The sequence below is a fragment of the Novosphingobium sp. CECT 9465 genome, from assembly GCF_920987055.1.
Taxonomy (GTDB): domain Bacteria; phylum Pseudomonadota; class Alphaproteobacteria; order Sphingomonadales; family Sphingomonadaceae; genus Novosphingobium.
In genome coordinates this window covers 1,617,858-1,643,412 of record NZ_CAKLBX010000001.1, presented here as the reverse complement: position 1 = coordinate 1,643,412, position 25,555 = coordinate 1,617,858, and the positions used below count along the sequence as shown (strand labels likewise).

Here is a 25,555-nt window from a genome sequence, read left to right as displayed (position 1 = left end):
ACTGGCACGGCAGTTCGTGATGAGAGATGGGATTGGAAACGAGTTGACGCTAACCGAATGGCGATAATGTCTTTTGCAAACACAAGTTTCAGCTTCGTCATTGCGAGCGCCGCGAAGCGGGGAGAAGCAATCCAGAGCAGTGTATAACGGCGCTGGATTGCTTCGTCGGCTTCGCCTCCTCGCAATGACGAAATAATGTTTGCAAAGGGTATAATCGCCAACCGAATGGGGAAAAGCATATGCCAATGCGATGACGGTCGTCATCGATCGCCATAATGCTTCGCCGATTGCCGCAAGCGAAATTTGGCAGGGTCTGCGGTGGATAGTTCCCGCATCGATGGAACGACGAATCCCTGAAAATGCGCCTACCTGTTCGGTTGTGCCGACCTGACGTGTTCGGCAACAGGTCTTTCAACTCTGGTCGATCGTTCGTGGTGCGCGGGCAGAGTGGCGGCGGAACTCGCTGTCACCTGTCCACGAGTTGCAGCGCGCTTATCGAACTTTGCGGGCAAGGGTGGGATCGGCCAGCGATACCAGCCCTGCCGTCCCTGCCCTTCGGCAACTGTGCGAATGCGCCCGGATGCAAGATTGATGGTGATACCGCCCGTTTGCGCGAGGAATATGCGGTCCGCCTTCAGCATCCGGGGGCGGCATGAGAAAGGCAGCCGCCGGTCGGCTATGACGATGTCTGCGCGTTCGCAGGCCGCGGCAAGGTCCATATCGTCGACATATTCACGGGTCCGGGCCATCAGCAGGACGAAACGCCTGCCGCCCCTGACAATGGCCAGTGTGCAGAAATCGGCGCTGCACCGGGCGGCGGGCCAGTCCTCGATGGTGCGTAGATCGCCTTCCATTCCGGCGAGTTCGAGCAGGCTGTCGCGCATGTAGTCCCCTCGCCCCGCCCGCAGGAAAAGGAGGTCGCGGCCTTGCCCGGTAATGCCAACGTGGTGCCCGTCGCCCGTGACCAGAATGTCGGGCGTGGGCGCTGCTATCATGGCGCAGATTGCGATGCCTGCCGGGACAATGCCCCACAGGCGAACGCGCCCGGTCCACAGCGCGAGCCACAGCATTCCGGCGATGAACAGCGCAAAGCTCCATGGCGCGCCCGGCGGCAGCATCGTGACTGCGCCCGGACGCGCGGCAACGAAGTGCGCTATGGCCAGCAAAAGTTCCAGCGACTTGCCGACGAGCCACCATACCGGCGCGCCAAGGCCTGCAAGGTCGAGTATCAGCGCGATACCCATCAGCGGCATGGTGACGAATGTGGTCAGCGGAATGGCGATCACGTTTGCCAGCGCGCCGTAGACGCCTGCGCGGTGAAAGTGGAACAGACCGATGGGCATCAACGCCATTTCGATGACCACGCCGGTGGCCAGCAGCAGGATCAGGCTGCGGCCCATGCGTACAAGCGGTCCGTGATGTTCGGCGGTCAGAAATCCCCGCACCGGGGCGGCGGAATGAAATGCAATGATGGCGATGACCGCGGCAAAACTCATCTGAAAGCTGGGACCGACGACCGCTTCGGGCCAGAACAGCACGACCAGCAGCCCGCCGACCGCCACAAGCCTGAGCGACAGCGGATCACGCCCCAGGGCGAGCGCCACCAGTACCAGCAGCGCGCCGATACACGATCGCACGGTCGGAACTTCCGCGCCGGTGAGTAGGGTATAGGCAATTCCGGCCAAGGCACCTGCCAGCGCGGCGGCGATGGGCACGCGAATGCGCAGCGCGATCCAGGGCAGCAGTGCAAGCGCGCGGGCGAACAGCCAATAGACGAAGCCGACCAGCGCGCTGACGTGCAGGCCGCTGATCGAGAGCAGGTGCGTCAGCCCTGCATCGCGCATCGCATCTTCATCAAACGTCGAAATCGCGCCCCGATCCCCGCTGGCGAGTGCCGCGGCGATATTGCCGGGGGACCCCGCCAGCATCGAACGGATATGCGCGGCCAGAGATGCCTGCACCCCGCGCAAGGTGGTGCTGCGATCCGATTCGCGCAGGACCTGAACCTTGCTGAGGACCGAGCCGGTGGCGGCAATACCGCCAAACCATGCGGTTCGGGCAAAGTCGTATCCGCCCGGCAGCATCGGCGGCGCAGGGGGCATAAGCCTTGCGCGCAAGCGGACCTCGGCGCCTTGCGGCGCGGCGGGGTTATCCTTTTCCCTCGGCAGATTGACCCGGACCATCACGGGCGAAGGGTACCCATCCAGCGGAACACGCAGGACCAGCCTTGCCCGCGCTTTTGCGGGTTCTTCCCGCCGCTCTATCACCCTCCCTTGCAGCCAAGCCACGCGCGGACTGGCGATGCCAGGTTGGCCGACCAGTTCGGACTTGACCCAGATCGTCGTCATCCCGGCGCAAGCCATGGCGCCAAGGCCCAATATGGCAAGCCGCAGATGCCCGCACCGTATCTCATCAAGCAGGACGGATGAAAGCAGCGCCAGCCCGGACATGCCCAGCAGCATGGCGATCCAGTGCTCCGGGCCGGGCAATGCGATCCAGGCAACGATGCCTGAGGCAAAGGCGACGACCAGCCACAATCCCCGTTCAAACGGGTGGGCTTCAAGGAAGGCTTCGGCATGATCGAGGATGCTGGACAATCGCGCCGCGATGTCCCAATGCCGCCCGCGTCCGCTTGGTGCTCCGTCTGGCCCGGCGGCAGGGAAACCTGCTGCCTGGCTATCAGATGCCGGAGCTTCGGGTAACGCGGACGCCATGGATTTCAAAGGGAAGGAAAGCGCGGCCAATGGCAAGCGCCACTGATACCGTTTCTGCAGGATCGCGCCCCGTAGGCGGGGTGGTTACGCGTTTTGCACCATCGCCCACGGGGTTTCTGCACATCGGCGGCGCGCGCACCGCGCTGTTCAACTGGCTTTATGCCCGTCACCACGGTGGAACGTACCTGCTGCGCATCGAGGATACCGACCGCGCGCGGTCAACCGATGCGGCCATCGACGCGATTTTCGACGGGCTAGAATGGCTTGGTCTTGGCGGCGATGAACCGCCGGTGTTCCAGTTTGCCCGGTCGGATCGCCATGCCCAGGTCGCGCACCAGATGCTCGACGCCGGCCACGCCTATCGCTGCTACCTGACACAGGAAGAACTCGCCGCCCGACGCGAACAGGCGCTGGCAGAGCGCCGCCCGTTCCGTATCGACAGTGAATGGCGCGAAGCCACGCCGGACCAGTGGCCGCAAGGCGCGCCTTACGTTGTGCGGATGAAATCCCCGCGCGAGGGCGAAACAGTGATAGCCGATCAGGTTCAGGGATCGATCACGGTTCAGAACGGCGAACTTGACGATTTCGTGATCCTGCGTTCCGATGGTACGCCGACCTACATGCTGGCGGTCGTCGTGGACGATCATGACATGGGCGTCACTCACGTAATCCGGGGCGACGACCATATCAACAACGCCTTCCGCCAACTGGTGGTGATCCGCGCGATGCAGGACATCGAGGGGACATGGCCGGACCCTGTCTATGCCCATATCCCGCTGATCCACGGAGCGGACGGGGCGAAGCTTTCCAAGCGCCATGGCGCACTGGGCGTCGATGCCTATCGCGACGAGATGGGCCTGTTGCCCGAAGCGGTGTTCAATTACCTGCTGCGGCTGGGCTGGGGCCATGGCGACGAGGAAATCATCAGTCGCGATCAGGCGGTGGAATGGTTCGACATCATCGATGTGAACAAGGGCGCGTCGCGATTCGATCTCAAGAAACTGCTCAATCTGAACGGTCAGTATATCCGCGAGGCCGACGATACGAGGCTGGCGGCACTGGTGGCCAAGCGGCTGGAAGCTCTCGCGCCGGGCTTTTCGGCTGAAAGCGGACTCGACCTGCTGACGCGCGCAATGCCCGTTCTGAAGGTGCGCGCGGCAGACCTGAACGAACTGGCGCAGGGCGCTGTGTTCCTGTTCGCCCGACGCCCGCTTCCGCTGGCCGAAAAAGCGGCGGTAATCCTGAATGACGATGCTCGCGCGATCCTGTCGCAGGTTGCAACCGTCCTGGAAGGCGAAAACGGCTGGACAACCGAAGACCTCGAGGCCACGGTAAAACAAATGGCTGAGGGGCTAGGGATTGGCTTGGGCAAGATAGCCCAACCGCTGCGCGCAAGCTTGACGGGACAGGCTACCTCACCGGGCATTTTCGACGTATTGGCGCTGCTCGGCAGGGACGAGTCGCTGGCGCGCATTCGCGACCATGCGGCATAAGTCGGGGCAGTATTGAACTAATGACATGGAACAGGAGGGCTAAAGCGTGAGCGATAACCAGGCTTCTTTGACCGCTGGCGGCAAGACAATCGATATGCCCGTAAACAGCGGGACCATCGGCCCCGATGTCATCGACATCCGCAAGCTCTATGCGCAGACGGGCATGTTCACTTACGATCCCGGCTTCACCTCAACGGCAAGCTGCGATTCGGCGATCACTTACATCGATGGTGACGAAGGCGTCCTGCTCCATCGCGGTTATCCGATCGGCCAGCTGGCTGAACATTCGTCGTTCATGGAAGTGAGCTATCTCCTGCTCAATGGCGAATTGCCAAGCTCAGGTGAACTGGCCGAATTCAGCCGCACGATCACGCGGCACACCATGCTGCACGAACAGCTTGCCACGTTCTATCGCGGTTTCCGCCGCGATGCGCATCCCATGGCGATCATGTGTGGTGTGGTTGGTGCTCTTTCGGCATTCTACCATGATTCCACCGATATCGCGGACCCTACCCACCGCAAGATCAGTTCGCACCGCCTGATTGCCAAGATGCCTACGATCGCGGCGATGGCCTACAAGTATTCTGTCGGCCAGCCCTTCGTCTATCCTGACAACAAGCTGTCCTACACCGGCAACTTCCTGAAGATGACCTTCGGCGTTCCGGCTGAGGAATATGAAGTCGTTCCCGCTGTCGAAAAGGCGATGGATCGCATCTTCACGCTGCATGCCGACCATGAACAGAACGCATCGACATCCACCGTCCGCCTTGCTGGCTCTTCGGGTGCGAACCCGTTCGCATGCATCGCAGCAGGCATTGCCTGCCTGTGGGGACCGGCGCATGGCGGCGCGAATGAAGCTGCGCTCAACATGCTCAAGGAAATCGGTACGCCGGACAAGATCCAGCACTATATCGATCGCGCCAAGGACAAGAACGATCCGTTCCGCCTGATGGGCTTCGGTCATCGCGTCTACAAGAACTACGATCCGCGCGCGACCGTGATGCAGACCACCGTCCGCGAAGTGTTCGCGGCGCTGAACGTGCAGGACCCGCTGTTCGAAACCGCGCTTCGCTTGGAAGAGATCGCGCTGAGCGATCCCTACTTCGCTGAAAAGAAGCTGTTCCCGAACGTCGATTTCTATTCGGGCATCATCCTTTCGGCGATCGGTTTCCCGACCACGATGTTCACCGTGCTGTTCGCACTTGCCCGCACCGTGGGATGGGTGGCACAGTGGAACGAAATGATTTCCGATCCAGGCCAGAAGATCGGCCGTCCGCGCCAGCTTTACACCGGACCGACGCAGCGCGATTACATTCCGCTCAGCGAACGCTGATAGCAACAGGGACAGGCGGCGATGGCGATGCTTCTGAAGATTTTCGGTATCGCCGCCATCCTGATGGGCGGGTTGTGGGTAGGTCAGGGTACGGGCGTGATCCTGTGGCCTTCGTCCAGTTTCATGCTGGCACAAGGACAGTGGGCTGTGATCGGCGCCGGGCTTATGCTGGTCGGCGTGCTCGCATTGTGGCGAGGCGCCAAACGCCCGTGATCAGCCCGCCGCGCTGGCTTTTGCCGCGCGGTCTGCCGGAAGGCTGAGCACGAAGCGGGCACCGCGACCGGGCGCGGATTGAACCGAGAGGTCACCATTCATCGCGCGCGCCAGCTTGCGCGATATGTACAGACCCAGCCCACTGCCCCCATCACCGCTGCGCCCAAGCCTTTCGAACTTCTCGAAGACTTTGGCCGCATCTTCCTCTGACAGTCCCTCACCCTCGTCGGTCACCGAAAGCCAGGCCGTCTGGCCATCCACACCCGTTTCGATCGTAACCGTGGTGTGACCGGGCGTATAGCGGATGGCGTTGCCGATCAGGTTGAAGAGAATCTGCAGCACACGGCGAAATTCGCCAATCGCAGGCGCAGGATCGTTCGCCGTCGGTGTAGCAAGCACGATGGACCGCTCCTGCGCCCGAACGCTAAGAATTCCCGCCGCTCGCCTTGCGCAATCGGCAAGGTCGATTTCGTCCGGTGCCGGATCGAAGCCCGCATCCTCCACCGTTTCAAGATCGGCAAGATCTTCGACCAGCCCCAGCAGATGGCGGCCCGCCTCGGCAATGTCGCCCGCATAGCCGGCATACTGATCCGCCAATGGCCCGGCAAGGCGCGTACGGATCGTTTCGGCATTGGCGACGATGCGGTTGATGGGTTGACGCAGCGCAGGCGCGAGGTTCCGCCCAAGCAATCCTCTGAAATCCGGCGTTTGTGGCGGCGGACCATCGTCAGCCGCGATCCGGGGCAGCACCGTATCGGCCACAAGCAGCAGTTCGAAACCGCCAGCCCGCAACGGCAGCAGTCGCGCTTTCCACCGCCTCGACGATCCCGGAACGGCAAGAGCGGCATCATCGAGCAGGCGCCAATGAAGCGGCTGCCGATGAGCGGTTTCGCGTAGCTCTACCAGATCAGTCCAATAGCGCCCGAAAGCCTGGCGCAAGCCCCTGCCGAAGTCGGCAAGGTCCGCAGCATCGACAACGCCGGAAATCACCCGTTGTTCGGCATCGAGAACCACGTGGGCTTCGGCCAGTTGGCGCAGCAGTGCCTCGCCCGCGGCCGCAACTGCGGTTTCAGTCGTCCAGGCCTCTGCCGCAAGCTTCCAGTCCGTGATTTCGATGGACGTGCCGTCGGCGTCGGGAACAGCCAGGGCGCGAAAGGATACCGGCTGGCGTTCATCCTGCACGACCAGCAAACCCGACAGCGCGACGCCCGAATGCCGCGCCTTGCAAACAAGCGCCATCAGGCCGGGAAGCGCGATCACGCCGGGAAAGCTGCCACCAAGCCGCACCTGAAGCGCAGCAAGCGTTTCATCGGCCTCTATCAGGCGGTCGGCGCCATCGCAGCGGGCACGGATCGGTCCGGCAGCGGTCATCGCGATCGGCCCGCCATCTCAGGCGCGCAGTTCCGCTTGCGCCGAAGCAAGCAAGGCCGCGGCACGATCAGGATGCAATTGCGTCAGCGATTCCGGCAGAGCGATATCGGGATGGAGCGCGGCAAAGGTTTCGACAATGCCTTCCCTGCCGACACCCGCAGCCGCCAGCGACAGGGCAAGCCGCGGCATCTGGCTTTCGGTGCTGCACATGATGGCCGTTTCGCGCGACAGCCCGGTTCCCAGGCTCAACGCCGTCAGGAAAAGGGCGACCCCCGCGTTCTGCAATGAAAGCGTTGCCGATGGCTGCGCAGCGGTGGCTGAAATGGCGTAGGCCAGCAGATCGATCCGCGATGCCGTTTGCGCCCGCGCCTTGCGCAGGACCGTTTCTGCCAGATCGGCAGCAGCAACGCCTGACGGATCCTGCGCGACATAGGCCTGCATCGTCGTAAGCGTTACCTGATGAAGGTCGGCGGGCAATTCGACCAATGGAATTTGCATGCGCCGGATAGCCTGTCCGAACCGGGCCTGCGCGGCCAGAAGGTTCATCCCGCGCGCCGCCAGATCATGATCGTGCGCGGCGATGATATCCTGCAGCAGCGGGGTCAGTACCGGATCGATGCCAAGGCGCCCTTGCAGCCTGTCGGCCATCTGCCATTCCACCGCCAGCATGTGCAGGTGATTGAGGAGAGCCTGATCACCTGCCAGCATGTCAACCAGACCGGGACCTGCCTTGCGTGCCCATGCGGCGGCGTCGGCATGGCCTGCCGCCTCACCCAGCGCCTGGACAAGCTGCCGGGAAATGTCGGCCAGCATGCCGCGCACCCGCGCGATTACTTCATCACTGAAGATCGAGCTGTCGTCATTGCGCAGGAGATGCCGCAGGATAGGTCCCATGTGGAGCATCGCCTGATCCGCATGGAACAGGTCGTCCTTCAGTAACGTATCGATAGATCCGGTGTCGACGCCGGTGGTTGCGGTCAATGCCATACGCAACTCTTACTGCCGACTGGTTAACTGCGGGTTAGGCGGAGGCTTCGCCGGGTCCCTTGTGGCACCAATATCTGCGCCGGTCTGGAGCAGGAAGAGGCAAAGCGCGATCATGGCGATGACACAAAGACCGACCATGGCATCGAACGGCAGGAACACGCTCGCCAGGGCCAGAAACAGGCCCATCAGCAGGCGGTCTTGCAGGAAATGCGCCCAGCGGTTGCCGGGCAAGGCCAGCGGCACAAGGCGCGCGGCAAGAACCAGCAACAGCGGAGCAAAGGCGGAAAGCCCCCAAGCCAGGCCCGGCCCGTTGGGCAATTCGCTGCGCCATGTGGCGACCACCACGAAGCCTACATCGATCAGTCCGTGAAATGCCGCCACGCTTCTGCGCGCAAGGCCGGAGGCCAGCAGCGAATCCCGTTCGACCTGGCCAAGCAGGCTGGCCACCCGTTCGATCAGCCAGGCAATACCGAGCAGGACAAAGCCGGTAGCGAAATTGCCCAGCCAACCCATTCCTCCACCCAGCAGGCCAACCAGCCCCGCCGCCAGTCCGACCAGCGCGGGCCGGGTTCCGGCGTGAAGCATCGCCGGACCAAAGCGCCTGACAATGGCAATCGCCATCGCCCCGCCCGGCGCCCGCGCGCCCGCACCTGCCACATCGGTATGCAACCGCAGCCATCGCCGTTCGGCCCGATGTGCGTCTTCCTCATTTCGGACAATGGCCCACCGGCCGTCATCCAGCAGGGCAGCGGGCACTCCCCGCTGGCTGATTCGTGCCTGTATCGCAAGCCGCAGAAGCGCAGACTGGGCATTCCATTCAGGTGGCAGATCGGCAAGGGCAGCGGCAACGCGTCCGGGAAAGCGCATGGCAAAGGCAAAGGCGCTGTTGATATCGATACGTTCGAATCCCAGCGGCAATGCGGTTTCCACCGGCAATGTCAGCAGCACGGGTCCTGCTTCGAGCAGATCGCGCAAGGCATCGGGCATGGCGAGAAGCCCGTCGCCAAGCACGAAGACATCGTCCTCTGGCTGCAACAGCGGAACGAGTGCACGAGCGGTTGCCACGACGTGGAACTGCGCGCCGCCGCGCTCCACCACATGCTGGAGCGCCACGAGTTCGCCGCTGATGCCTTCCGCCATGACGACGATCCGTTTGCAGCCAAGCGACAGGGCGAACCCGATCTGATGGCGCAGGATCGAACGCCCGCCAATTGGCAGGTATCCGCGTAAAGCACCCGGATCCGGTCCGGCGGCCTCGATCAACGATAAAACTGCGACCCGCAAGAGCCTGCCTCCTGACGGACATGGTAGGGACTGCGACGGCTGCTGCCAAGCAGCGCGTCGATCAAGTGTCAGGGAGCAACCGCGAAGTCGGCCATCATCCGCTGCAATCGGCGCAGGATAGCAGGATCGCCCGGAACGGTTTCGAGCGCTTCTTCGGCAAGGGCGAGCAGACCATCGGCGTGGAAACTGGCGGCAAGACCTTTCAGGCGCATTGCCGCAACCTGCCAGTTGCCATCGCAACGCGAACGACCGAGCAGATCGATCTGTCGTTCCGCACTTTCGATGAACGCCGCGCGCAGTTCGCGGACCAGCTCCGGGTCATATCCCGCAGCAGCAGCAAGGTTTGCGTCAAGAGAACCGCCTTCGTAGGCCATGTGAAAGCGCTATGCGCCAAACCGTTAAGGCGGGGTTTATGACTTGGCCAAAATCGTGGTAGGCTATGCCAATGAACGGGGGAACACGGATAATTCCGATCGATAGCGTCGAACAGGACGCCGGCCAAGGCGAGCTTTCGGGCGTTGACGCGCACCAAGGCGCATCCCCGCTTTCGGCTGCCGACTGGGCTGACGATGAGCCTGTCGATGACGCCGTTCCCGATCGCAGCTGGATCGGTCCCGCCTGCGCCGTCGCGGTAATCGCGATATGGACGGCATTCTTTACGTGGGCCGTCGTTGCCAGATCCGATTATGTGGCCGAACCGCAGCAGTGGGCATGGTGGGTAGCCCAATGGTCGACTCCGGTTCTGCTGGTTGTAGTGCTGTGGCTGGCGGCCTTGCGCACCAGCAAGCGTGAAGCTGCACGGTTTTCCGACGTTTCACTTTCGCTGGCGCGCGAATCGGCGCGGCTGGAAAAGCGACTGGCCGGTCTCAACACCGAACTTTCGCTAGCGCGCGATTTTATCGCTGCCCAGGGACGCGATCTGGAATCGCTTGGCAGGGTGGCGGTCGACCGTCTTTCTGGAAGTGCGGCACAGCTGGAAGACCTTGTCTCACAAAATCGTCAGCGCATCGATCTGATCGCAGAAGTTTCGACCAGCGCTCTCGACAACATGGACAAGCTGCGCAGCCAATTGCCCGTCATCGCCAATTCCGCAAAGGACGTGACCAACAACATCGGCAATGCCGGGCGCACCGCGCACCTCCAGTTGGAAGAAATGGTTTCAGGCTTCCAGCGCCTGAACGAATTCGGCCTTGCCAGCGAACGGCAGGTGCTTTCCCTGCGCGAGCGCGTGGACACGGCACTGGGACAGTTCGCGCGATCGGGTGAGGAACTGGCGGGACTGGCCGAAAGCCGCTTCGATGCCCTATCGATTCGCAGCGCAGATTTCACATCTGCTGCCGCGCGGAACGAACAGGTAGCGTTGGCCGCATGGCACGAACGGTCGGACCAGCACATGGCAAGCTTGCGCGAGGCGCTGGCCCAGATGGCGAAAGAGCATGAGATTCTGCTGACCGCGTCTGCAGAACGGCTCGCGCGATTTGAAGAATCGGCACGGTCCTTAACGGGGCTTCTGGGGGAGCAGTCCAGAAGCCTTGACGAGCAGCTTGCGCAACGACGCGCCTCCGCCGAAGCGGCCGCCGCGCAACAGCGACAGTTTCTCGAAAGCCGATTGGACGAGATCGATGGTGCGATTGCCGAACGGCGCATCGCCATGGAACGTGCAGCCGCTGATGCTGCCGAAGCGCTCGCGCGAAAGCTCGCCGAGCTCGATCATGCCATCGATGCCCAGCGCAAGGTGCAAGTGGCCGAGGCCGCCCGTCTTGCGCAAACCTGCGAGGAAATAGGGAGCAAGGTCAATGCGTTCTCCGATGTCGTTCGCAAATCGGGTGAGCAAGGTGCCGAAACGGCCGCCACGGTCGATACTGCCATGAGCCAATTGAACACGCGGCTGGCGGAAATGCGCCATGCGCTGGCAGGCACCGATCTGCAGATCGGTGACCTTACCGATTCGGCGGTCCGCTTGCTCGAACTGATCCAGGCAGGCGGCGATCATTCGCGAACGCAAATTCCCGAAGCGCTTCGCAGCACCGAAGCCGGGCTGAAAGGACTGGAAGACCGGGTGTTTACCCTGCGCGATACACTGCGCGAAGCAGGCGATGGTGGCCGGATACTGTCGGAAAACGTCGGACTGGCCCGCGGCGAAATTGCCGCAACGCTCAAGGAACTGACCAAGGCGCAAAAGATGCTGGCCGAACAGATGGCCGAGCGCGAAGGCCTGATTGCAGGCTTGCGTGAGGTCCTGTCCGACGCCAAGCGCGATAGCGAAGTGCTGTCTGCACAGATCGAAACGCGTCTGACCGGCGCGATTGCGAGCCTTTCCGAAGCGGCGGGCGAGACCGGTCAAACCTTGCGCACCAGCACCGCAGCCGAGATCGAGGCATTGGCGGCCCGGCTGGGCGAGGAAAGCAGTGCTGCCGTTGCCCGCGTTCTGCAGGGCCGCGCCGCCGAACTGGTCGGGCGACTGGAACAAGCGATCGACGCGGCCGCATCGGCAAGCCGCGAAACCGCGGTCCAGATGCGCGATCACTTGACACTGGTAGATGAGCTTGCCGGCAATCTTGAAGCACGGGTATCACGGGCACGCGAACGGGCCGAGGAACATGTCGACAATGACTTCGCCCGCCGCGCCGCACTGATCACCGAATCCCTCAATTCCTCGTCGATCGACATTGCCAAGGCACTCTCGGCCGATGTTTCGGAAACAGCGTGGGCATCATACCTTCGTGGCGACCGGGGGATTTTCACCCGGCGGGCCGTATCGCTGCTTGAAGCTGCCGAGGCCAAGGCGGTGCAGGCGCACTATGAAGCTGAGAGCGAGTTCCGCGATCACGTCAATCGCTACATCCACGATTTCGAGACGATGTTGCGGCAATTGCTTTCAACGCGCGATGGCAATGCGCTGGGCGTTACGCTGCTTTCTTCGGACATGGGCAAGCTTTACGTGGCGCTGGCGCAGGGGATCGAGCGCCTGCGTACCTGACCTGCCGGCCGCTTACGACCGGAGTTGCGACAATCGTCGATGAACCCTGTGCAAGTCATTGATAAACTTGTGCTCCTCATCAGCACGAGCAGCGTCGGAAAGGCGCAGCAAATAGCTGGGATGCGTCGTGATCCACAGTTCGCTGCCATCCTCCAGCGGGAAGGCGCGCGAGCGTTCCTTCTGGACGCTGACGGTCCTGCCGAGCAGGCTGCGGGCTGCACTGGCGCCCAGCGCCAGCACAATTCGCGGACGCACCTGTGCGCGTTCGCCTTCCAGCCACCAGCGGCAGGTATCGATTTCCCCGGCGGTGGGTGACTGGTGCAGCCGATGCTTGCCGCTAAGGGTGAATTTGAAATGCTTGACGGCATTGGTCACGTATGTCCGGTCTTTGGAAATACCGACATGCTCCAGATGGGATCGCAACACCTGCCCCGCAGGCCCGACGAAGGGATGCCCCTGCCGCTCTTCCTGATCGCCCGGCTGTTCTCCCACAATCATCAATTGCGGATCGCCTGGCCCTTCACCCATGACCGCGCGCGTACCATTGCAGCCGATCTGGCAGCGTCGGCATTCCTGAATGGCCTGCGCGATTCCCTCCAGTGAATCGGGCCGCCCACCCGCGTCCTGTTGGCCCGCCTTCACCATCCGTGCCTCCCGCGCTTGCGCCCCGGCAATCAGTTCGGGAATCAGAGTCGCCTCAGGCATGTTTTTCCAATACTTGCGGGGCATTTCCTTGAGCATTGCCCCGATCTTCAGACGCGCCGGGTTGAAGATGGATGCATAGTACCCCCGCCACAATGCCTCGACCGGATCGCCCGTTGGCGCATCGGCACGTGTCGCGGGCGGCCCTTCGCGCAATGTCTCTTTGTCCCAATGGAGACTGCCGCGCGGTGTGAGAATCGACCAGTGCATGGTCGTGAACCGGCGCACGAAGAACGCGGCATTGGCCCGCAGGATGTGATGGTCCGGTTCGAACCACGCAACGTAGCGCTCGCCGTCTGGCTCATCGATCACTCGAAATCGGAGGAAGGTGCGCATCTTGTGGATATCGCGCCGGACCTGTCGGGCAAGGTCATTGATCCGGCGCACATGGGGATCGGCCTTATCGCCCATCAATTGCGTGTTCACCTGAAGTCGCCAGAGCACTTCATAGAGCAGGGAAAAGCGTTTTCCATCAGAATGAAGGATGACGCTCCTGGCAAGTAACACGAACTCGCGCGAGGCCCTGGGAAGCGGTGCATCGGCAGGCGGTTCCGGCAAGGGGCAGTCGCCTTGCGCAAATAGATCACCAGCCTGATCCTCAGAAGATTTCCATTCCACTCGCTCAGGCGGAATAGCGGCCTGCACCAGCCTGCGTGCGACTTCACGCCATTCGTCGAAATCATCGGGCGCAGCCAGTGCAACGCGAAACGTCGTGGCCTGCCCGGCAGCGCGTGCAGGCGTCATGACGCGAACAGTTCGAGTTGCTCGGAACGGGGCGGCGCAATCTGGCTCTGAAGATCGGCCCGGTCGGCCAATATCACCGGCCGCCAGTCGTCTGCGACAATGAACGGGCGCACCTTGGCGACCGAGACAGTCAGTTTGCCGACATCCTCAAGCCGAAGGCGACGCTGGCGCCGCGCTGCAATGATCGCATTCACCGCGCGTACCCCCAGGCCGGGTACGCGCAGCAGCCGTTCGCGGGGCGCGCGGTTTACGTCGATCGGAAATTCCGCGCGGAATTGCAGTGCCCACGCCAGCTTCGGGTCCATATCCAACGGGAGCATTCCATCCGCGCCTGCGGCCTGCTGGACCTCGTGCGGGGCATATCCATAAAAGCGCATGAGCCAGTCCGACTGGTAGAGCCGATGTTCGCGCATCAAGGGCGGGCGCTTGAGCGGAAGGACCGCGCTGGCATCCGGTATCGGGCTGAACGCCGAATAGTAGACGCGGCGCAGGCCGAAACTGCCGTAGAGTTTGCTCGCCCGGCCGACGATATCGGCATCGGTTGCCGCATCCGCACCGACGATCATCTGCGTCGATTGTCCAGCGGGGGCAAACCGGGGGGCGTGACGGAATCGTTTGCGGGCATCCCTGGCTTCGTCAATCGCATCCGTCAGCGAAGCCATCGCACCTTCAATCTGCGTGGCGGACTTGTCCGGTGCGAGGCGCGTCAGCCCCGCTACGGTGGGCAGTTCGACATTGATCGAGACACGATCGGCATGAAGCCCGGCGCGGGCGACCAATTCAGGATCGGCTTCGGGGATCGTCTTGAGGTGAATATACCCTCGAAAATCGTGCTCTTCCCGCAGGATACGAGCAACTTCTATCATCTGCTCCATGGTATGGCTGGAGCTTTTCACGATCCCGGAGGAAAGGAACAGCCCCTCGATATAGTTGCGGCGATAGAACGACAGCGTCAAATCCACCACTTCCTGCGGCGTGAAGCGGGCGCGTGGCGTGTTCGAACTCTTGCGATTGATGCAATAGTGGCAATCGAAAATGCAGTGGTTGGTCAGCAGTATCTTGAGCAGCGAGATACAGCGCCCATCCGGGGCATAAGCGTGGCAAATGCCCATGCCTTCGGTCGAACCGATACCTTTGGCCCCCACGCTGTTCCGCTTTGCCGTGCCTGAGGATGCGCAGGACGCATCATACTTTGCCGCATCAGCAAGTATTTCAAGACGTTCGAGAATCGACTTTCGCGCAGGCAAGGCAATTTGGGGCATGCGTTCCTTTTATGTTCCATTTCACCAATGCGCCAGCCCGAACTATCAGGCAGGTAGCCAGCGGAACATGAACCGCGCCGGACGGTTGGGTCAGGAAGGACGGCTGAAGGAGACAGTTTCATGCCCATGATCGAAACGCGCGACGGAACGCAGCTCTACGCGAAAAGCTGGGGCGATGGGCCACCTGTCGTACTGATTCACGGTTGGCCGCTATCGGGTGACAGTTGGGACCCGGTCAGCAACGCACTTGCCGATGCAGGCTTTCGTGCGATCGCCTATGACCGTCGCGGTTTCGGACGATCGGATCAACCTTCGACCGGATACGATTACAACACTTTTGCAAACGACCTGGCCGACGTCATGACAGCCATGGACGCGAGGCAGGATGTCACGCTCGTCGGCTTCTCGATGGGCGGGGGTGAAGTCGCCCGATACCTGTCAAATCACGGTGGCGCCGGGGTTTCACGCGTGGCGCTGGTTTCCTCCGTCGTGCCTTACATGCTCAAGACCGACGACAACCCGGAAGGTGTGCCCCAGGCGACCTTCGACGACATGACCGAGGGCATGCTTGCCGATCGGGCAAAGTTCTTCACCGGGTTCTTCAAGGACTTTTTCGGTGTTGGCTTTTTGAGCCAGGCCGTGAGCGACGAAGTGCTGCATCTGGCGTGGATAACGGCGATGCAGGCCGGTCTGCGACCAACCCTGGCAGCGGCCAAGGCCTTTGCGACGACCGACTTCCGCCCCGATCTGGCGTCGTTCCGCGTTCCGACTCTGATCATTCACGGAACATCAGACAAGACAGTCCCGATCGATGCCACGGCGCGCGCAGTGGCACGATCCGTACCACACGCGACCCTCCTCGAATATGACGGCGAGCCACATGGTGTGTTCGCCACGCAGACCGATCGGCTGATCCGGGATCTGATCGATTTCGTCAGCGGCCGGCCCGCCGATGAAGTGCCGCAAGAGGTGGTGGACAGGCTGACGGCGCAAGCGCTGATCACACCGCCATTCTGAGCCGGTTCGTCAGAATGGCGCTGGTGGGGAACATCCCGTGCCCGGTTCCGTTCATGCAGAAATCCCCTGACAGGAAAGGCAATTTCCCATGAAGTACGATCAAGGAAATCCCGTGGAACTGCGCGACAAGTTCTGGAAGGCGATGGTGGCATCGCCCTATGTCATGCTGCAGCTTGATGATGACCCGGATTCCGCTGCGCCGATGACGGCGCAACTCGACAAGGACGCCGATAGCGCGATCTGGTTCTTTACCACCCGCGACAACCGCTTTGCCAAGATGGGCGGGGCCACCGCCACGTTCTCAAGCAAAGGCCACGATGTCTTTGCGCGCTTTCATGGCGTTCTGGTGGAAGAGACCGATCGGGCGCGGCTGGACAAGCAGTGGAACAACTTTGTCGCGGCCTGGTTTCCGGGCGGAAAAGATGCGCCGAACCTGCTGTTCATGCGCATGAATCTGGGCGATGCCTCGATCTGGGCAGGCGAACTCGGTATCGTGGCTACAGCAAAAATGGCGCTGGGCATGGACATCACCGACGACGTCAAGGGCGGGTTTGCCGAAACCACGCTGTGACCTGCAAGCGTTGATAGGCAGGCATACAAAAAGGGCCGCTCCTTCCGGAGCGGCCCTCTGCTTTTGAGGATTCTGCCCGATCACTCGATCGGGGGAACCGAGGTTGGCGGCACGTCGGTATCCATTTCATGCACTTCGACCGATCCGCGGCCGACATGACTGCGGCTGCGGCTGTAGGCATAGTAGACCACAAGACCGATCACAGCCCAGATTACGAAGAGCATCTGACTCTTGGCATCCAGTTTGTAGAACAGGTAAAGACAGCCGAAGAATGCCAGCGGTGACGTGACGTAGATTGCCGGGGTACGGAACGGACGATGACGCCCCGGTTCGCGTCGGCGGATCACCAGCACCGCGATCGAGACGGCCGCAAAAGCGAACAGCGTACCCGAATTGGAGATGTTGGCGAGCAGCCCCACCGGGAAGAATGCGGCGAACAGCGCGACGAAAACGCCGGTGATGATCGTGATGACGTGCGGCGTGTTGTAGCGCGGATGGATCTTCGAAAACGATGCCGGCAGCAGCCCGTCACGGCTCATCACGAAGAAGATGCGGGTTTGCCCGAACATCATCATCAGAATGACCGATGGCAGGGCAAGGCCCGCCGCGAGGCCGATCAGGTTGCCAATCTGGGGCCAGCCGATTTCACGCAGCGTCCACGCCAGCGCTTCCTTCGAGCAGACCACCGCCTGATCGCCAATGGCGGCACACTGCGCGGCCAGTTCGCGGCTTCCCGGCTCCATGCCGAGGCCGCTGGCATCGAGCACCGGCTGCGCCCCGACCGAACCGATCACGCCTGCGGCCACGAGCAGATAGAACACGGTGCAGATTGCAAGGCTGCCGATCAGCCCGATCGGCATATTGCGCTGCGGGTTCTTCGTTTCCTCTGCCGCGGTCGAAACCGCGTCGAACCCGACGTAGGCAAAAAAGATCGATGCTGCTGCGGCCCCGATGCCGCCGAAGCCCAGAGGGGAGAACGGTTCGAAGTTTTCCATCTTCATAACCGGCAGCGCCAGGATGCAGAACAGGGTAAGGGCAGCTACCTTGATCGCCACCAGCACCGCGTTGACCGAAGCGCTTTCCTTGGTGCCGATGACCAGCAGCCAGGTGACAAGCCCTGCGATCAGCATGGCGGGAAGGTTGACGAGGCCGCCATCGTAGGGGCCCCGCACCAGCAGATCGGGTATGTCGATACTGAACGCATTTTCGACGAGGCCGACGACATAGCCGGACCAGCCCACACTGACCGCGCCTGCGGCCACCGCGTATTCGAGGATAAGTGCCCAGCCGACCATCCAGGCGATCAATTCGCCCATAACGGCGTAGCTGTAGGTATAAGCCGATCCCGATACCGGGACCATCGAAGCCATTTCAGCGTAACATAACGCAGCTACCGCACAGACGAACCCGGCAATGATGAAGCTGATCATCATGCCTGGCCCGGCCTTTTGCGCCGCTTCGGCCGTAAGCACGAAGATGCCGGTGCCGATGACGGCACCAACGCCGAGCATGGTAAGCTGGAATGCGCCCAGCGAGCGGTGCAGCGATTTCTTTTCTGCAGTAGCTAGAATGGCGTCGAGCGGTTTGACGCGACCGAACATGAAATTCTCCCGCCTTGGACCGAAGCGCCAAACCGCCGATGCGGTTGCTTCGGAAACCAGGTAATGGCCGGGAAGCTAGCGGGAACCGGCTTTCGCGCAAGCCATTTTTCCCCAACAACTGCATAAGGTGCGCGGCCTTGCGGGTTTTTGCCAAGGCAGTAGAAGCATTGGCCCGCCTGACAGGATGCGCATTCATGTCCACGACCTTCCAGCTCGATACCGCGACCAGCCGCGCCAACCCCACCCCTGCCCCCATGAAGCGCCTGACGATCCCCGCGATCCGCCAGCGCAAGAAGGATGGCGTGACCGCGCAGCCCGTGGTGATGCTGACCGCCTACACCGCCAGGCAGGCACAGTTGCTTGACGAGCATTGCGACCTTCTGCTGGTCGGGGATTCGCTGGGACAGGTAATCTACGGCCTGCCATCGAGTGTGCCGGTAACGCTGGACATGATGGCGGCCCATGGCGCGGCGGTTGTGCGCGGGTCTTATCACGCCGCCGTTGTGGTCGACATGCCGTTCGGCAGCTATGAGGCTTCGCCGCAACAGGCGTTCGAAAGCGCCGCCCGGCTGTTGAAGGAAACCGGCTGCGCGGCAGTAAAGCTGGAGGGCGGTGAGGCCATGGCCGAGACCGTGGCATTCCTTACCGCGCGCGGGATTCCGGTGATGGGGCACGTCGGGCTGACGCCTCAGGCGGTCAATGTGCTGGGGGGCTACAACGCGCGTGGGCGCAGCGAAGCGGAAGCCGCCAAGATCGTCGGCGATGCCAGGGCGCTGGCTGACGCCGGAGCGTTCGCGATCGTGATCGAAGGCGTGATCGAACCGCTTGCCATCGCTATCACTCAGGCGGTGCCCTGCCCGACCATCGGCATCGGCGCTTCGGCGCAGTGTGATGGGCAAGTGCTGGTCACCGATGACATGCTCGGCATGTTCGACCGCGTGCCGCGCTTCGTGAAAATCTACGAAAACATTGCCGGAACCATTTCGGGCGCAGCCGCGCTATATGCCGAGGAAGTTCGCGCGCGGACTTTTCCGGGTATTGAACAGACCTACCAGCCGAAGTAACCGGCTTCATACCTTACATTCAGGGAATTCAGATTGCTCCGCTTCTACAAGGGTTCGATCCTTTTCACGCTGGTCTGCCTGGCGCTTGCTGTCGCCTATGGCTGGATGCAGACCGGAACGGTCGGCGGCACGATGTCGCTGCTGTGGATCGTGGTCGTCCTGTCCGTACTCGAAATCTCGCTGTCGTTCGATAACGCGGTGGTCAATGCCGCCGTGCTCGAAGACATGGACGAGGTCTGGCAGAAGCGCTTCCTGACCTGGGGCATGATCATCGCGGTATTCGGCATGCGGATCGTCTTTCCGCTGGCGATCGTGGCGATTGCGGCCGGTCTCGGTCCGGTCGAGGCGCTCACCCTGTCGCTGAACGATCCGAAGCGCTACGAAGAGATCGTCAGCAGCGCCCATGTCGGCATCGCCGGATTTGGCGGCGCGTTCCTTGCCATGGTCGGCCTGTCGTTCTTTTTCGATGGTGAAAAGGAAGTCCACTGGATCAAGTGGGTAGAAGAAAAGCTTGCGGTCGTCTCCAACATCAAGGCAGCAGAAATCGCGCTGCTCCTGCTGACGATCTACGGAATTTCACTGCTTCTGCCTGCCGAAGACGCGCTGACGTTCATGGTATCGGGCGTTCTCGGCCTCGTCACCTTCATCGCAGTGGAGGCCTTGGGCACGATTCTCGAAATGCGCGACGAAGCCCAGAAGGCGGCAGGTCTGGTCGTACGATCCGGTCTTGGCGGGTTCCTCTACCTTAACGTGCTAGACGCATCGTTCAGCTTCGATGGCGTGATCGGCGCATTTGCCCTGTCCAACAACATGGTGATCATCGCGCTCGGCCTGTCGATCGGGGCGATGTTCGTACGTTCGATGACGATCATGCTGGTCAAGAAAGGAACGCTTTCGGAATACCGCTTTCTTGAACATGGCGCGTTCTGGGCGATCATCGCGCTGGGTGCGATCATGCTGCTTTCGGCGAAATATCACATCCCCGAAACGATCACCGGCCTGATTGGCGCGGCGATGATCGGCCTGTCGCTGTGGTGGTCGATCCGCCACAAGCGCAAGTACCCCGATACCGAAATTGACGCGGCGCTGCGCGCAGACTGATCTTTCGATGGCGCAGGGTCAGCGTCAGGACGGGTTGCGCAGGCCCCTTGCCCGAAGCACCGCCTCGATCCGCCCTGCCCCGATGCCATCTCCGACAGAGGCCCGTCCGAACGACAACAGTTTCAACGCCTGGGGATTGCCAGGATTCTGGCGCAGATAACGCGCAACCATGGCGTTTGCATCCGTGGGGCGGCCAAGTGCGCGCATGGCGTGATCGATCCGCAGCAGGGTGGGCAGGTTGAACCGGATCAGCGCTGCCCGCCCGTACATGTCCAGCGCGCCTAATTCATCGCCCGCCGCCATGCGCGAATCGCCTGACAGCAGCCACGCATCCGCCGCACCCGGATTGGCCATCCGCAGGCGGTCGGCCACGGCGATGGCGCGTTGCCCATCCCCGTCCCCGATCAGAGCGCGGATATAGGGCACCGCGTTGCCGGCAAAGTTCGGCGCATCGGCGTAGGTGAGAGCGAGCGCGCCCAGCGGTTGCGCGGAAAATATGGGGTCCGCATCCTGTTCGCCCAGTTCTTCGGAGCGCGCCAGCATGGCTGCGGCCTCCTGTTTCCTTCCGATAGCGGCATGGGCTTGCGCGGTAACGGCCAGAAGATAGGGCCGCGCCGACGGCTGACTGACCCACAATCCGGCGGCATCGACGGCTTCTGCATCAAGCCCCTGTCGCTTCAGCGCGCGCACCAGCAGCGTTCGCGCCTGAAGGTTGTCAGGCTGCATCCGCACCAACCGGTCGAAGTGACCGACCGCGAGATTGGTGTTGCCTGCGCGATATTCCAGCACGCCGTTGAGCAAGACCGCCGCCGGCACATCCTGTAGCGCCTTTCCGGTTTTGAGCAGTATCTGGCGCGCCAGCGTGGTCTGCCCGGCCCGCGCGGCCAGAACCGCCTGAAGATAGAGCGCGCGCACATTGCCGGGATCGATCTCGGCCAGCTTGCGGCATACGACCAGCATGGCCTTGTACTGCCCCATGTCACCCAGCGTTGCCGCATATTCGCCAAGCAGACGGGGATCGTCCGGCGCCACCCTCAGCCCGGCTTCGAACCATGCCAGGGCAGCGTAAAGGCCGAATTGTTCGCGCACCAGCAACCCGCGCAGTTCCAGCGCGCGCGGATCTTTCGGACTGAGCTTCACCGCGCGGTCGGCCGCTTCGATGGCCTGTGCCTGCTCCCCCCCGGCAAAGCGCAGCCGGGCAATATCGATCCACAATGCCGCGTCGGTGCCATCCAGCCGCAATGCCCGGTCAAACGCCTGCCCCGCTTCGGGCAGGCGGCGTTCGGCCAGTTCCAGCCGCCCGCGCACATGCCAGCCATGGGCGGCGCTGCCCGGCACAAAATCACCGCCGTACAAGACTTCGCGCGCCGCGCGGCGATCACCCTGCAGCAGCAGCGCTTCGCCCAGTTCCGCCCGCACGCTATCGGGTTTCGCCCCGTTGCGAATGGCCGCGCGCAAAGGCGCCTCGGCCGCGATGCCATCCCCCTTCGCCAGCGCCGTACGCGCCTTTGCAAGACCATCAGCGGGCGCGTCGCCGCGCACCGGCGCGGGCGCCAGCACCAGCAACGCGAGCGTCGCGCAGATGAACCTAGTTCTGGAGATCGTACTGCTTGAGCAGGTCATACAATGTCGGCCGACTGATCCCAAGCAAGCGCGCCGTGCTCGAAATATTGCCTTCGCTGCGCGCCAGGGCATGGCGGATCACCTTGCGATCGGTCGCCTCGCGCGCGGTTTTCAGGTTCAGCGGCGATGCCTGGTCCTGCGCCGCACCAGGCAGATCAAGGTCGGCGGCAGTCACCAGCTTGCCATCGGCCATGATCACGGCGCGCTTCACCCGGTTTTCCAGTTCGCGGACGTTGCCCGGCCAGTTCCAGCCATCGATGGCAGCCAACGCATCGGGTGCAAAGCCTTTGACATGCGGGTTCATCTCGCCCGCAAAGCGCATCAGGAAGGTCTTGGCGAGCAGCGTGGCATCACCGGGACGTTCGGCAAGACTGGGAATGCGCACAACGATTTCAGCAAGGCGATAGTACAAATCCTCGCGAAAACGGTTGTCGGCGATCATCGCTTCAAGGTTCTGGTGCGTGGCGCAAACGATGCGCGTGTCCACCTCGATCGAACGCCGTCCGCCGATGCGTTCGATCGTGCGCTCCTGCAGGAAGCGCAACAGCTTGACCTGCAATTGAAGGGGAATGTCGCCCACTTCATCAAGGAACAGCGTACCTCCGCTGGCCAGCTCGATCTTGCCCTCGGTGGTTTTCACCGCGCCCGTGAAAGCGCCCTTCTCGTGCCCGAACAATTCGCTTTCGAGCAGGTTTTCCGGGATTGCCGCGCAATTGATCGCAATGAACGATCCGTTCGCGCGGTTCGAAGCATCGTGCAGGCCACGCGCCAGCAGTTCCTTGCCGGTGCCGCTTGCCCCCAGCAGCATGACCGACACATTCGTGTTCGCCACGCGCTCGATCGTACGCGCGACCTTGATCATTTCCGGTGCGGCAGTGATCATCCGGCCCAGCACCTTGTTGTCCGAAGATGCCCGCGTCGCCAAGTTCCGGTTCTCGGATTCGATCCGCGAAAGATGCAGCGCCCGGCGCACGATCAAACCGAGCGCATCGATATCGACCGGCTTCTGGTAAAAGTCGTAAGCGCCTTTCTCGATGGCCTTGAGCGCGCTTTCGCGGGCTTCATGACCGGAGGCCACGATAACCTTGGTTTCGGGGCGCAGCGCCATGATTTCGTCCAGCACGGCAAAGCCCTCGGTCGTACCGTCAGGGTCCGGGGGCAGTCCGAGGTCGAGCGTCACTACCGCGGGTTCTTCCGCGCGCAGCAGCGTCAGTGCACTGGCACGGTCGCCAGCGATCACGACGTCGAAATCCTCGTACGCCCACTTCAACTGTGCCTGTAGACCGGGATCGTCCTCAACGATCAGCAGCACAGGCCGCTGTCCCGTCCGCTTGTGGGGCTGGGGTTCGCTCATCATGCTACCTTCTTGTCGGGCGAGCTTGCGCTCCCCGCGATGGAATCTATCAATGGCTGGGCGGACGTCAGCGGCAGGCGCACGGTGAACCGGCTGCCCAACCCCTCGCGGCTTTCCACTTCAAGCCGCCCGCGCATGGCCTTGACCAATTCGCGCGCTTCGAAAGCGCCGATCCCGAAGCCGCCCGGCTTGGTTGAGACAAACGGCTTGAAGAGGCGATTGCGCATGAACTCGGCGCTCATTCCGCTGCCGGTATCGATCACCTCGATTGCCCCGTGCAAACCATCCACATTGGCCTGCAAAAACACGGCCATGCCCTCGGCGCTCGCATCGATGGCATTCTGTACCAGATGGAGAATGACTTGCTCCAACGCCTCGCGATTGGCCAGAACATGGCACGGCGCATTGTGCGTGACGTGAACCTGCGGCATGCCCGGCGCATTGTATCGCGCGGCAATCGCACGGATCACTTCGCTCGCATTGATATCCTCGACCCGCTCCGTACCGTTGCCGCCATAGCGCGAGAGGCGCGCCAGCAATGCATTGAGCTTGTCCGCAGCATTGCGCAGGGTAATCAGCATATCGGCGCGAAATTCGGGGTTGTCCGAATGCCGCTCGGCATTGCGGGCAAGCAGGCTGATCTGGCTCGCCAGGTTCTTGATGTCGTGCATCACAAAAGCGATACGTCGGTTGAACTCATCGAAGCGGCTGGCTTCGAGCAGGGCCGACTGGCCCGCATGTTCGGCCAGATAGCTTGCCAATTGCATGCCCACCACGCGCAACAGGTCGAAGTCTTCCCAATCCAGCTTGCGCGCCACTTGCGGTCGTCCCAGCACGACCAGTCCTACCAGCCTGTCGAAATGCAGCAACGGCACCAGCGCCCACGCCGAAACTTCCTCCAGCATCCACGCCGGGACAGCCTGCGGTTCACCCTGATGGTCAATGCCTGCCCGCACTTCATCCAGATCAACGATGAACCCGCGCTTTTCGAAGAACGTCACGTCGGCGGCCGCCAGTGCTTCGGCAGGCACATCGGCTGTCGGCCATTGCCAGCGCGAAGCAAGCACAAGTTCGCCGCTTTCTGCCGGAACCAGCAGCAGCCCGGCAGAACTGTCGGTAATATCTGCCACAGCCTGCACCACGCGTTCGTGCAAGGGCGGCGCTTGCGACCCGGCCCTGCCGATGGTGCGGGTGAACCGCAGCCATTCCGCGCGATAATCATAACGGTGCTGGAAAAAGTGCTTGGCAAGCATGACCTTGAGCCAGCCCCGCACTCGTCCCGAAGGGAGGATCGCGACGATCAGCACGCTGGACACGAATATGAAGCCCAGCTGCGCCAGTTGGCTGGCGTTGCCACCCAGCCACGCCAGCGATTGCGCCGCGCCCACCATCACGATCATGTACCCGCCAATCACCATCAGCGAGAGCGACTGGAACGCCACCGCGCGCGAGGGCGAGAAGCGCAGCGCCGAACGTCCGCGGACAGCGCCGATCACCAGCAGCCCCGCCGCCGCAACCTGGGCCAGCCCGCGCAATGCGGCGAGTTCCAGCGGCATCGTGCGCGAAAGGTAGGCGATGGTGTAAAGGTTGAGGTCGTAACCCCAGATCATGCCGAGCGCCGCGCAGGTCCAGCGTAAGGCAACCCGCTGCTGCGCCATCGCGCCTGCATAAAGATTGTGCACCAGCACCAGCGCGCCCGTTGCCACCAGCAACCGGAACATCACCGAGATCTGGAAGATCATCGCCTGCGCAACCTGATTGTCGGCATAGCGCAACTGCATCATCATCAGCAGCAATTGCAGCAGCTCGACAAAGACCAGTGCAGCAAGCACCGGGCGAATGGGACCGACGCTGGCGTGGCGTCCATCGCGCGTGAACAGTGCGAGCGTCAGGCCAAGCAGCGCCAGGCTGCGCAGGGTTTCGAAGAACTGGCCAACCAATGTTTCATGGCCGGTGCCCGCCACCACCAGCGACCATGCTGCGGTGAGCGCAAAGGCGATGATCTCGGTGCGCCCAGCGGTGACACTTCCCCGCCTGCGACGATCCCAGCGCCAGCCGACCAGCAGCAGGAACGCGAAAGCGGATGCCAGGAACATCCACTGCCCGAAACCTTGCCAGGTGAAGGGACTGAGCACCCCGCC

General features: G+C 62.3%; 19 protein-coding genes. 8 read left to right on the top strand and 11 right to left on the bottom strand.

From position 1 onward, the window contains the following. Positions 1-365 precede the first annotated feature (365 nt). Positions 366-2,714, bottom strand: a complete 2,349-nt coding sequence (locus tag LUA85_RS07975; protein ID WP_231468556.1) for a ComEC/Rec2 family competence protein — start codon at positions 2,712-2,714, stop codon at positions 366-368. Positions 2,715-2,743: 29 nt separating this feature from the next. Between LUA85_RS07975 and gltX the strand changes: the two genes are divergently transcribed. The 3 genes from gltX to LUA85_RS07960 are packed head-to-tail and all read left to right on the top strand — an operon-like array spanning position 2,744 to position 5,753. Then, positions 2,744-4,207, top strand: coding sequence for a glutamate--tRNA ligase (gltX, locus tag LUA85_RS07970; protein ID WP_231468554.1), 1,464 nt, complete (start codon positions 2,744-2,746; stop codon positions 4,205-4,207). A gap of 46 nt (positions 4,208-4,253) precedes the next feature. Next, entirely contained in the window at positions 4,254-5,540 is a 1,287-nt protein-coding gene (locus LUA85_RS07965; RefSeq protein WP_231468552.1) for a citrate synthase, read from the top strand. A 21-nt stretch (positions 5,541-5,561) separates the two neighbouring features. Continuing rightward, on the top strand, positions 5,562-5,753 hold the full coding sequence (locus LUA85_RS07960) for a hypothetical protein (protein ID WP_231468550.1): 192 nt from the start codon (positions 5,562-5,564) through the stop codon (positions 5,751-5,753). On the opposite strand, the gene LUA85_RS07955 is transcribed toward LUA85_RS07960, so the two are convergent. The 4 genes from LUA85_RS07955 to LUA85_RS07940 all read right to left on the bottom strand — a co-directional run bounded on the left by LUA85_RS07955 (position 5,754) and on the right by LUA85_RS07940 (position 9,769). Next, positions 5,754-7,124, bottom strand: coding sequence for a sensor histidine kinase KdpD (locus LUA85_RS07955; protein WP_231468548.1), 1,371 nt, complete (start codon positions 7,122-7,124; stop codon positions 5,754-5,756). Positions 7,125-7,142: 18 nt separating this feature from the next. Then, positions 7,143-8,111: a hypothetical protein gene (locus tag LUA85_RS07950; protein ID WP_231468546.1), complete on the bottom strand. Its 969-nt coding sequence runs from the start codon at positions 8,109-8,111 to the stop codon at positions 7,143-7,145. A 9-nt stretch (positions 8,112-8,120) separates the two neighbouring features. Beyond that, complete coding sequence (locus tag LUA85_RS07945) at positions 8,121-9,395, bottom strand: hypothetical protein (RefSeq protein ID WP_231468544.1); 1,275 nt, start codon at positions 9,393-9,395, stop codon at positions 8,121-8,123. Between the two features lie 68 nt (positions 9,396-9,463). Further along, complete coding sequence (locus LUA85_RS07940; protein ID WP_231468542.1) at positions 9,464-9,769, bottom strand: Hpt domain-containing protein; 306 nt, start codon at positions 9,767-9,769, stop codon at positions 9,464-9,466. 71 nt (positions 9,770-9,840) lie between these two features. Here LUA85_RS07940 and LUA85_RS07935 point away from each other — a divergent pair, with 71 nt between their 5' ends. Then, the gene (locus tag LUA85_RS07935; RefSeq protein ID WP_231468540.1) at positions 9,841-12,375 is read left to right on the top strand and encodes a hypothetical protein; all 2,535 of its coding nucleotides are present in this window, start codon (positions 9,841-9,843) and stop codon (positions 12,373-12,375) included. Between the two features lie 12 nt (positions 12,376-12,387). Here the strand turns inward: LUA85_RS07935 and LUA85_RS07930 are convergent, their stop codons facing one another. Continuing rightward, a complete protein-coding gene (locus tag LUA85_RS07930; protein ID WP_231468538.1) occupies positions 12,388-13,821 on the bottom strand; it encodes a UdgX family uracil-DNA binding protein in 1,434 nt (477 codons plus the stop codon). Continuing rightward, on the bottom strand, positions 13,818-15,083 hold the full coding sequence (locus LUA85_RS07925) for a putative DNA modification/repair radical SAM protein (RefSeq protein WP_231468536.1): 1,266 nt from the start codon (positions 15,081-15,083) through the stop codon (positions 13,818-13,820). Before LUA85_RS07925 ends, LUA85_RS07930 begins: the two co-directional genes overlap by 4 nt. A 120-nt stretch (positions 15,084-15,203) precedes the next feature. Between LUA85_RS07925 and LUA85_RS07920 the strand changes: the two genes are divergently transcribed. Then, positions 15,204-16,100 (top strand): alpha/beta fold hydrolase, encoded by an 897-nt coding sequence (locus LUA85_RS07920; protein WP_231468534.1) that lies wholly within the window; start codon positions 15,204-15,206, stop codon positions 16,098-16,100. 88 nt (positions 16,101-16,188) lie between these two features. Next, complete coding sequence (locus LUA85_RS07915; RefSeq protein WP_231468532.1) at positions 16,189-16,671, top strand: pyridoxamine 5'-phosphate oxidase family protein; 483 nt, start codon at positions 16,189-16,191, stop codon at positions 16,669-16,671. A gap of 80 nt (positions 16,672-16,751) precedes the next feature. Here LUA85_RS07915 and LUA85_RS07910 read toward each other — a convergent pair whose 3' ends face one another. Next, positions 16,752-18,272, bottom strand: a complete 1,521-nt coding sequence (locus tag LUA85_RS07910) for an amino acid permease (protein ID WP_231468531.1) — start codon at positions 18,270-18,272, stop codon at positions 16,752-16,754. Positions 18,273-18,466: 194 nt separating this feature from the next. Here LUA85_RS07910 and panB point away from each other — a divergent pair, with 194 nt between their 5' ends. Together panB and LUA85_RS07900 are read left to right on the top strand one after the other, a co-directional pair. Then, the gene (gene panB / locus LUA85_RS07905; RefSeq protein ID WP_231468529.1) at positions 18,467-19,336 is read left to right on the top strand and encodes a 3-methyl-2-oxobutanoate hydroxymethyltransferase; all 870 of its coding nucleotides are present in this window, start codon (positions 18,467-18,469) and stop codon (positions 19,334-19,336) included. A 33-nt stretch (positions 19,337-19,369) separates the two neighbouring features. After that, complete coding sequence (locus LUA85_RS07900) at positions 19,370-20,437, top strand: DUF475 domain-containing protein (protein WP_231468527.1); 1,068 nt, start codon at positions 19,370-19,372, stop codon at positions 20,435-20,437. A 24-nt stretch (positions 20,438-20,461) separates the two neighbouring features. Here the strand turns inward: LUA85_RS07900 and LUA85_RS07895 are convergent, their stop codons facing one another. From LUA85_RS07895 to prsK, 3 genes are read right to left on the bottom strand one after another with little or no spacing between them, the layout of a single operon-like run. After that, positions 20,462-22,060, bottom strand: a complete 1,599-nt coding sequence (locus LUA85_RS07895; protein ID WP_231468525.1) for a tetratricopeptide repeat protein — start codon at positions 22,058-22,060, stop codon at positions 20,462-20,464. After that, positions 22,026-23,414: a PEP-CTERM-box response regulator transcription factor gene (prsR, locus tag LUA85_RS07890; protein ID WP_231468523.1), complete on the bottom strand. Its 1,389-nt coding sequence runs from the start codon at positions 23,412-23,414 to the stop codon at positions 22,026-22,028. Before prsR ends, LUA85_RS07895 begins: the two co-directional genes overlap by 35 nt. Then, positions 23,414-25,510 carry an XrtA/PEP-CTERM system histidine kinase PrsK gene (prsK, locus tag LUA85_RS07885; protein WP_231468521.1) on the bottom strand — a complete coding sequence of 699 codons (2,097 nt, stop codon included), beginning with the start codon at positions 25,508-25,510 and terminating at the stop codon, positions 23,414-23,416. Before prsK ends, prsR begins: the two co-directional genes overlap by 1 nt. Between the last annotated feature and the right edge of the window lie 45 nt (positions 25,511-25,555).

Coding starts and splice junctions, on each gene's coding strand:
- LUA85_RS07975 (WP_231468556.1), bottom strand. CDS start 2,714: ATGGCGTCCGCGTTACCCGAAGCTCCGGCATCTGATAGCCAGGCAGCA.
- gltX (WP_231468554.1), top strand. CDS start 2,744: ATGGCAAGCGCCACTGATACCGTTTCTGCAGGATCGCGCCCCGTAGGC.
- LUA85_RS07960 (WP_231468550.1), top strand. CDS start 5,562: ATGGCGATGCTTCTGAAGATTTTCGGTATCGCCGCCATCCTGATGGGC.
- LUA85_RS07955 (WP_231468548.1), bottom strand. CDS start 7,124: ATGACCGCTGCCGGACCGATCCGTGCCCGCTGCGATGGCGCCGACCGC.
- LUA85_RS07950 (WP_231468546.1), bottom strand. CDS start 8,111: ATGGCATTGACCGCAACCACCGGCGTCGACACCGGATCTATCGATACG.
- LUA85_RS07940 (WP_231468542.1), bottom strand. CDS start 9,769: ATGGCCTACGAAGGCGGTTCTCTTGACGCAAACCTTGCTGCTGCTGCG.
- LUA85_RS07935 (WP_231468540.1), top strand. CDS start 9,841: ATGAACGGGGGAACACGGATAATTCCGATCGATAGCGTCGAACAGGAC.
- LUA85_RS07930 (WP_231468538.1), bottom strand. CDS start 13,821: ATGACGCCTGCACGCGCTGCCGGGCAGGCCACGACGTTTCGCGTTGCA.
- LUA85_RS07925 (WP_231468536.1), bottom strand. CDS start 15,083: ATGCCCCAAATTGCCTTGCCTGCGCGAAAGTCGATTCTCGAACGTCTT.
- LUA85_RS07920 (WP_231468534.1), top strand. CDS start 15,204: ATGCCCATGATCGAAACGCGCGACGGAACGCAGCTCTACGCGAAAAGC.
- LUA85_RS07915 (WP_231468532.1), top strand. CDS start 16,189: ATGAAGTACGATCAAGGAAATCCCGTGGAACTGCGCGACAAGTTCTGG.
- LUA85_RS07910 (WP_231468531.1), bottom strand. CDS start 18,272: ATGTTCGGTCGCGTCAAACCGCTCGACGCCATTCTAGCTACTGCAGAA.
- panB (WP_231468529.1), top strand. CDS start 18,467: ATGTCCACGACCTTCCAGCTCGATACCGCGACCAGCCGCGCCAACCCC.
- LUA85_RS07895 (WP_231468525.1), bottom strand. CDS start 22,060: ATGACCTGCTCAAGCAGTACGATCTCCAGAACTAGGTTCATCTGCGCG.
- prsR (WP_231468523.1), bottom strand. CDS start 23,414: ATGAGCGAACCCCAGCCCCACAAGCGGACGGGACAGCGGCCTGTGCTG.
- prsK (WP_231468521.1), bottom strand. CDS start 25,510: ATGTTCCTGGCATCCGCTTTCGCGTTCCTGCTGCTGGTCGGCTGGCGC.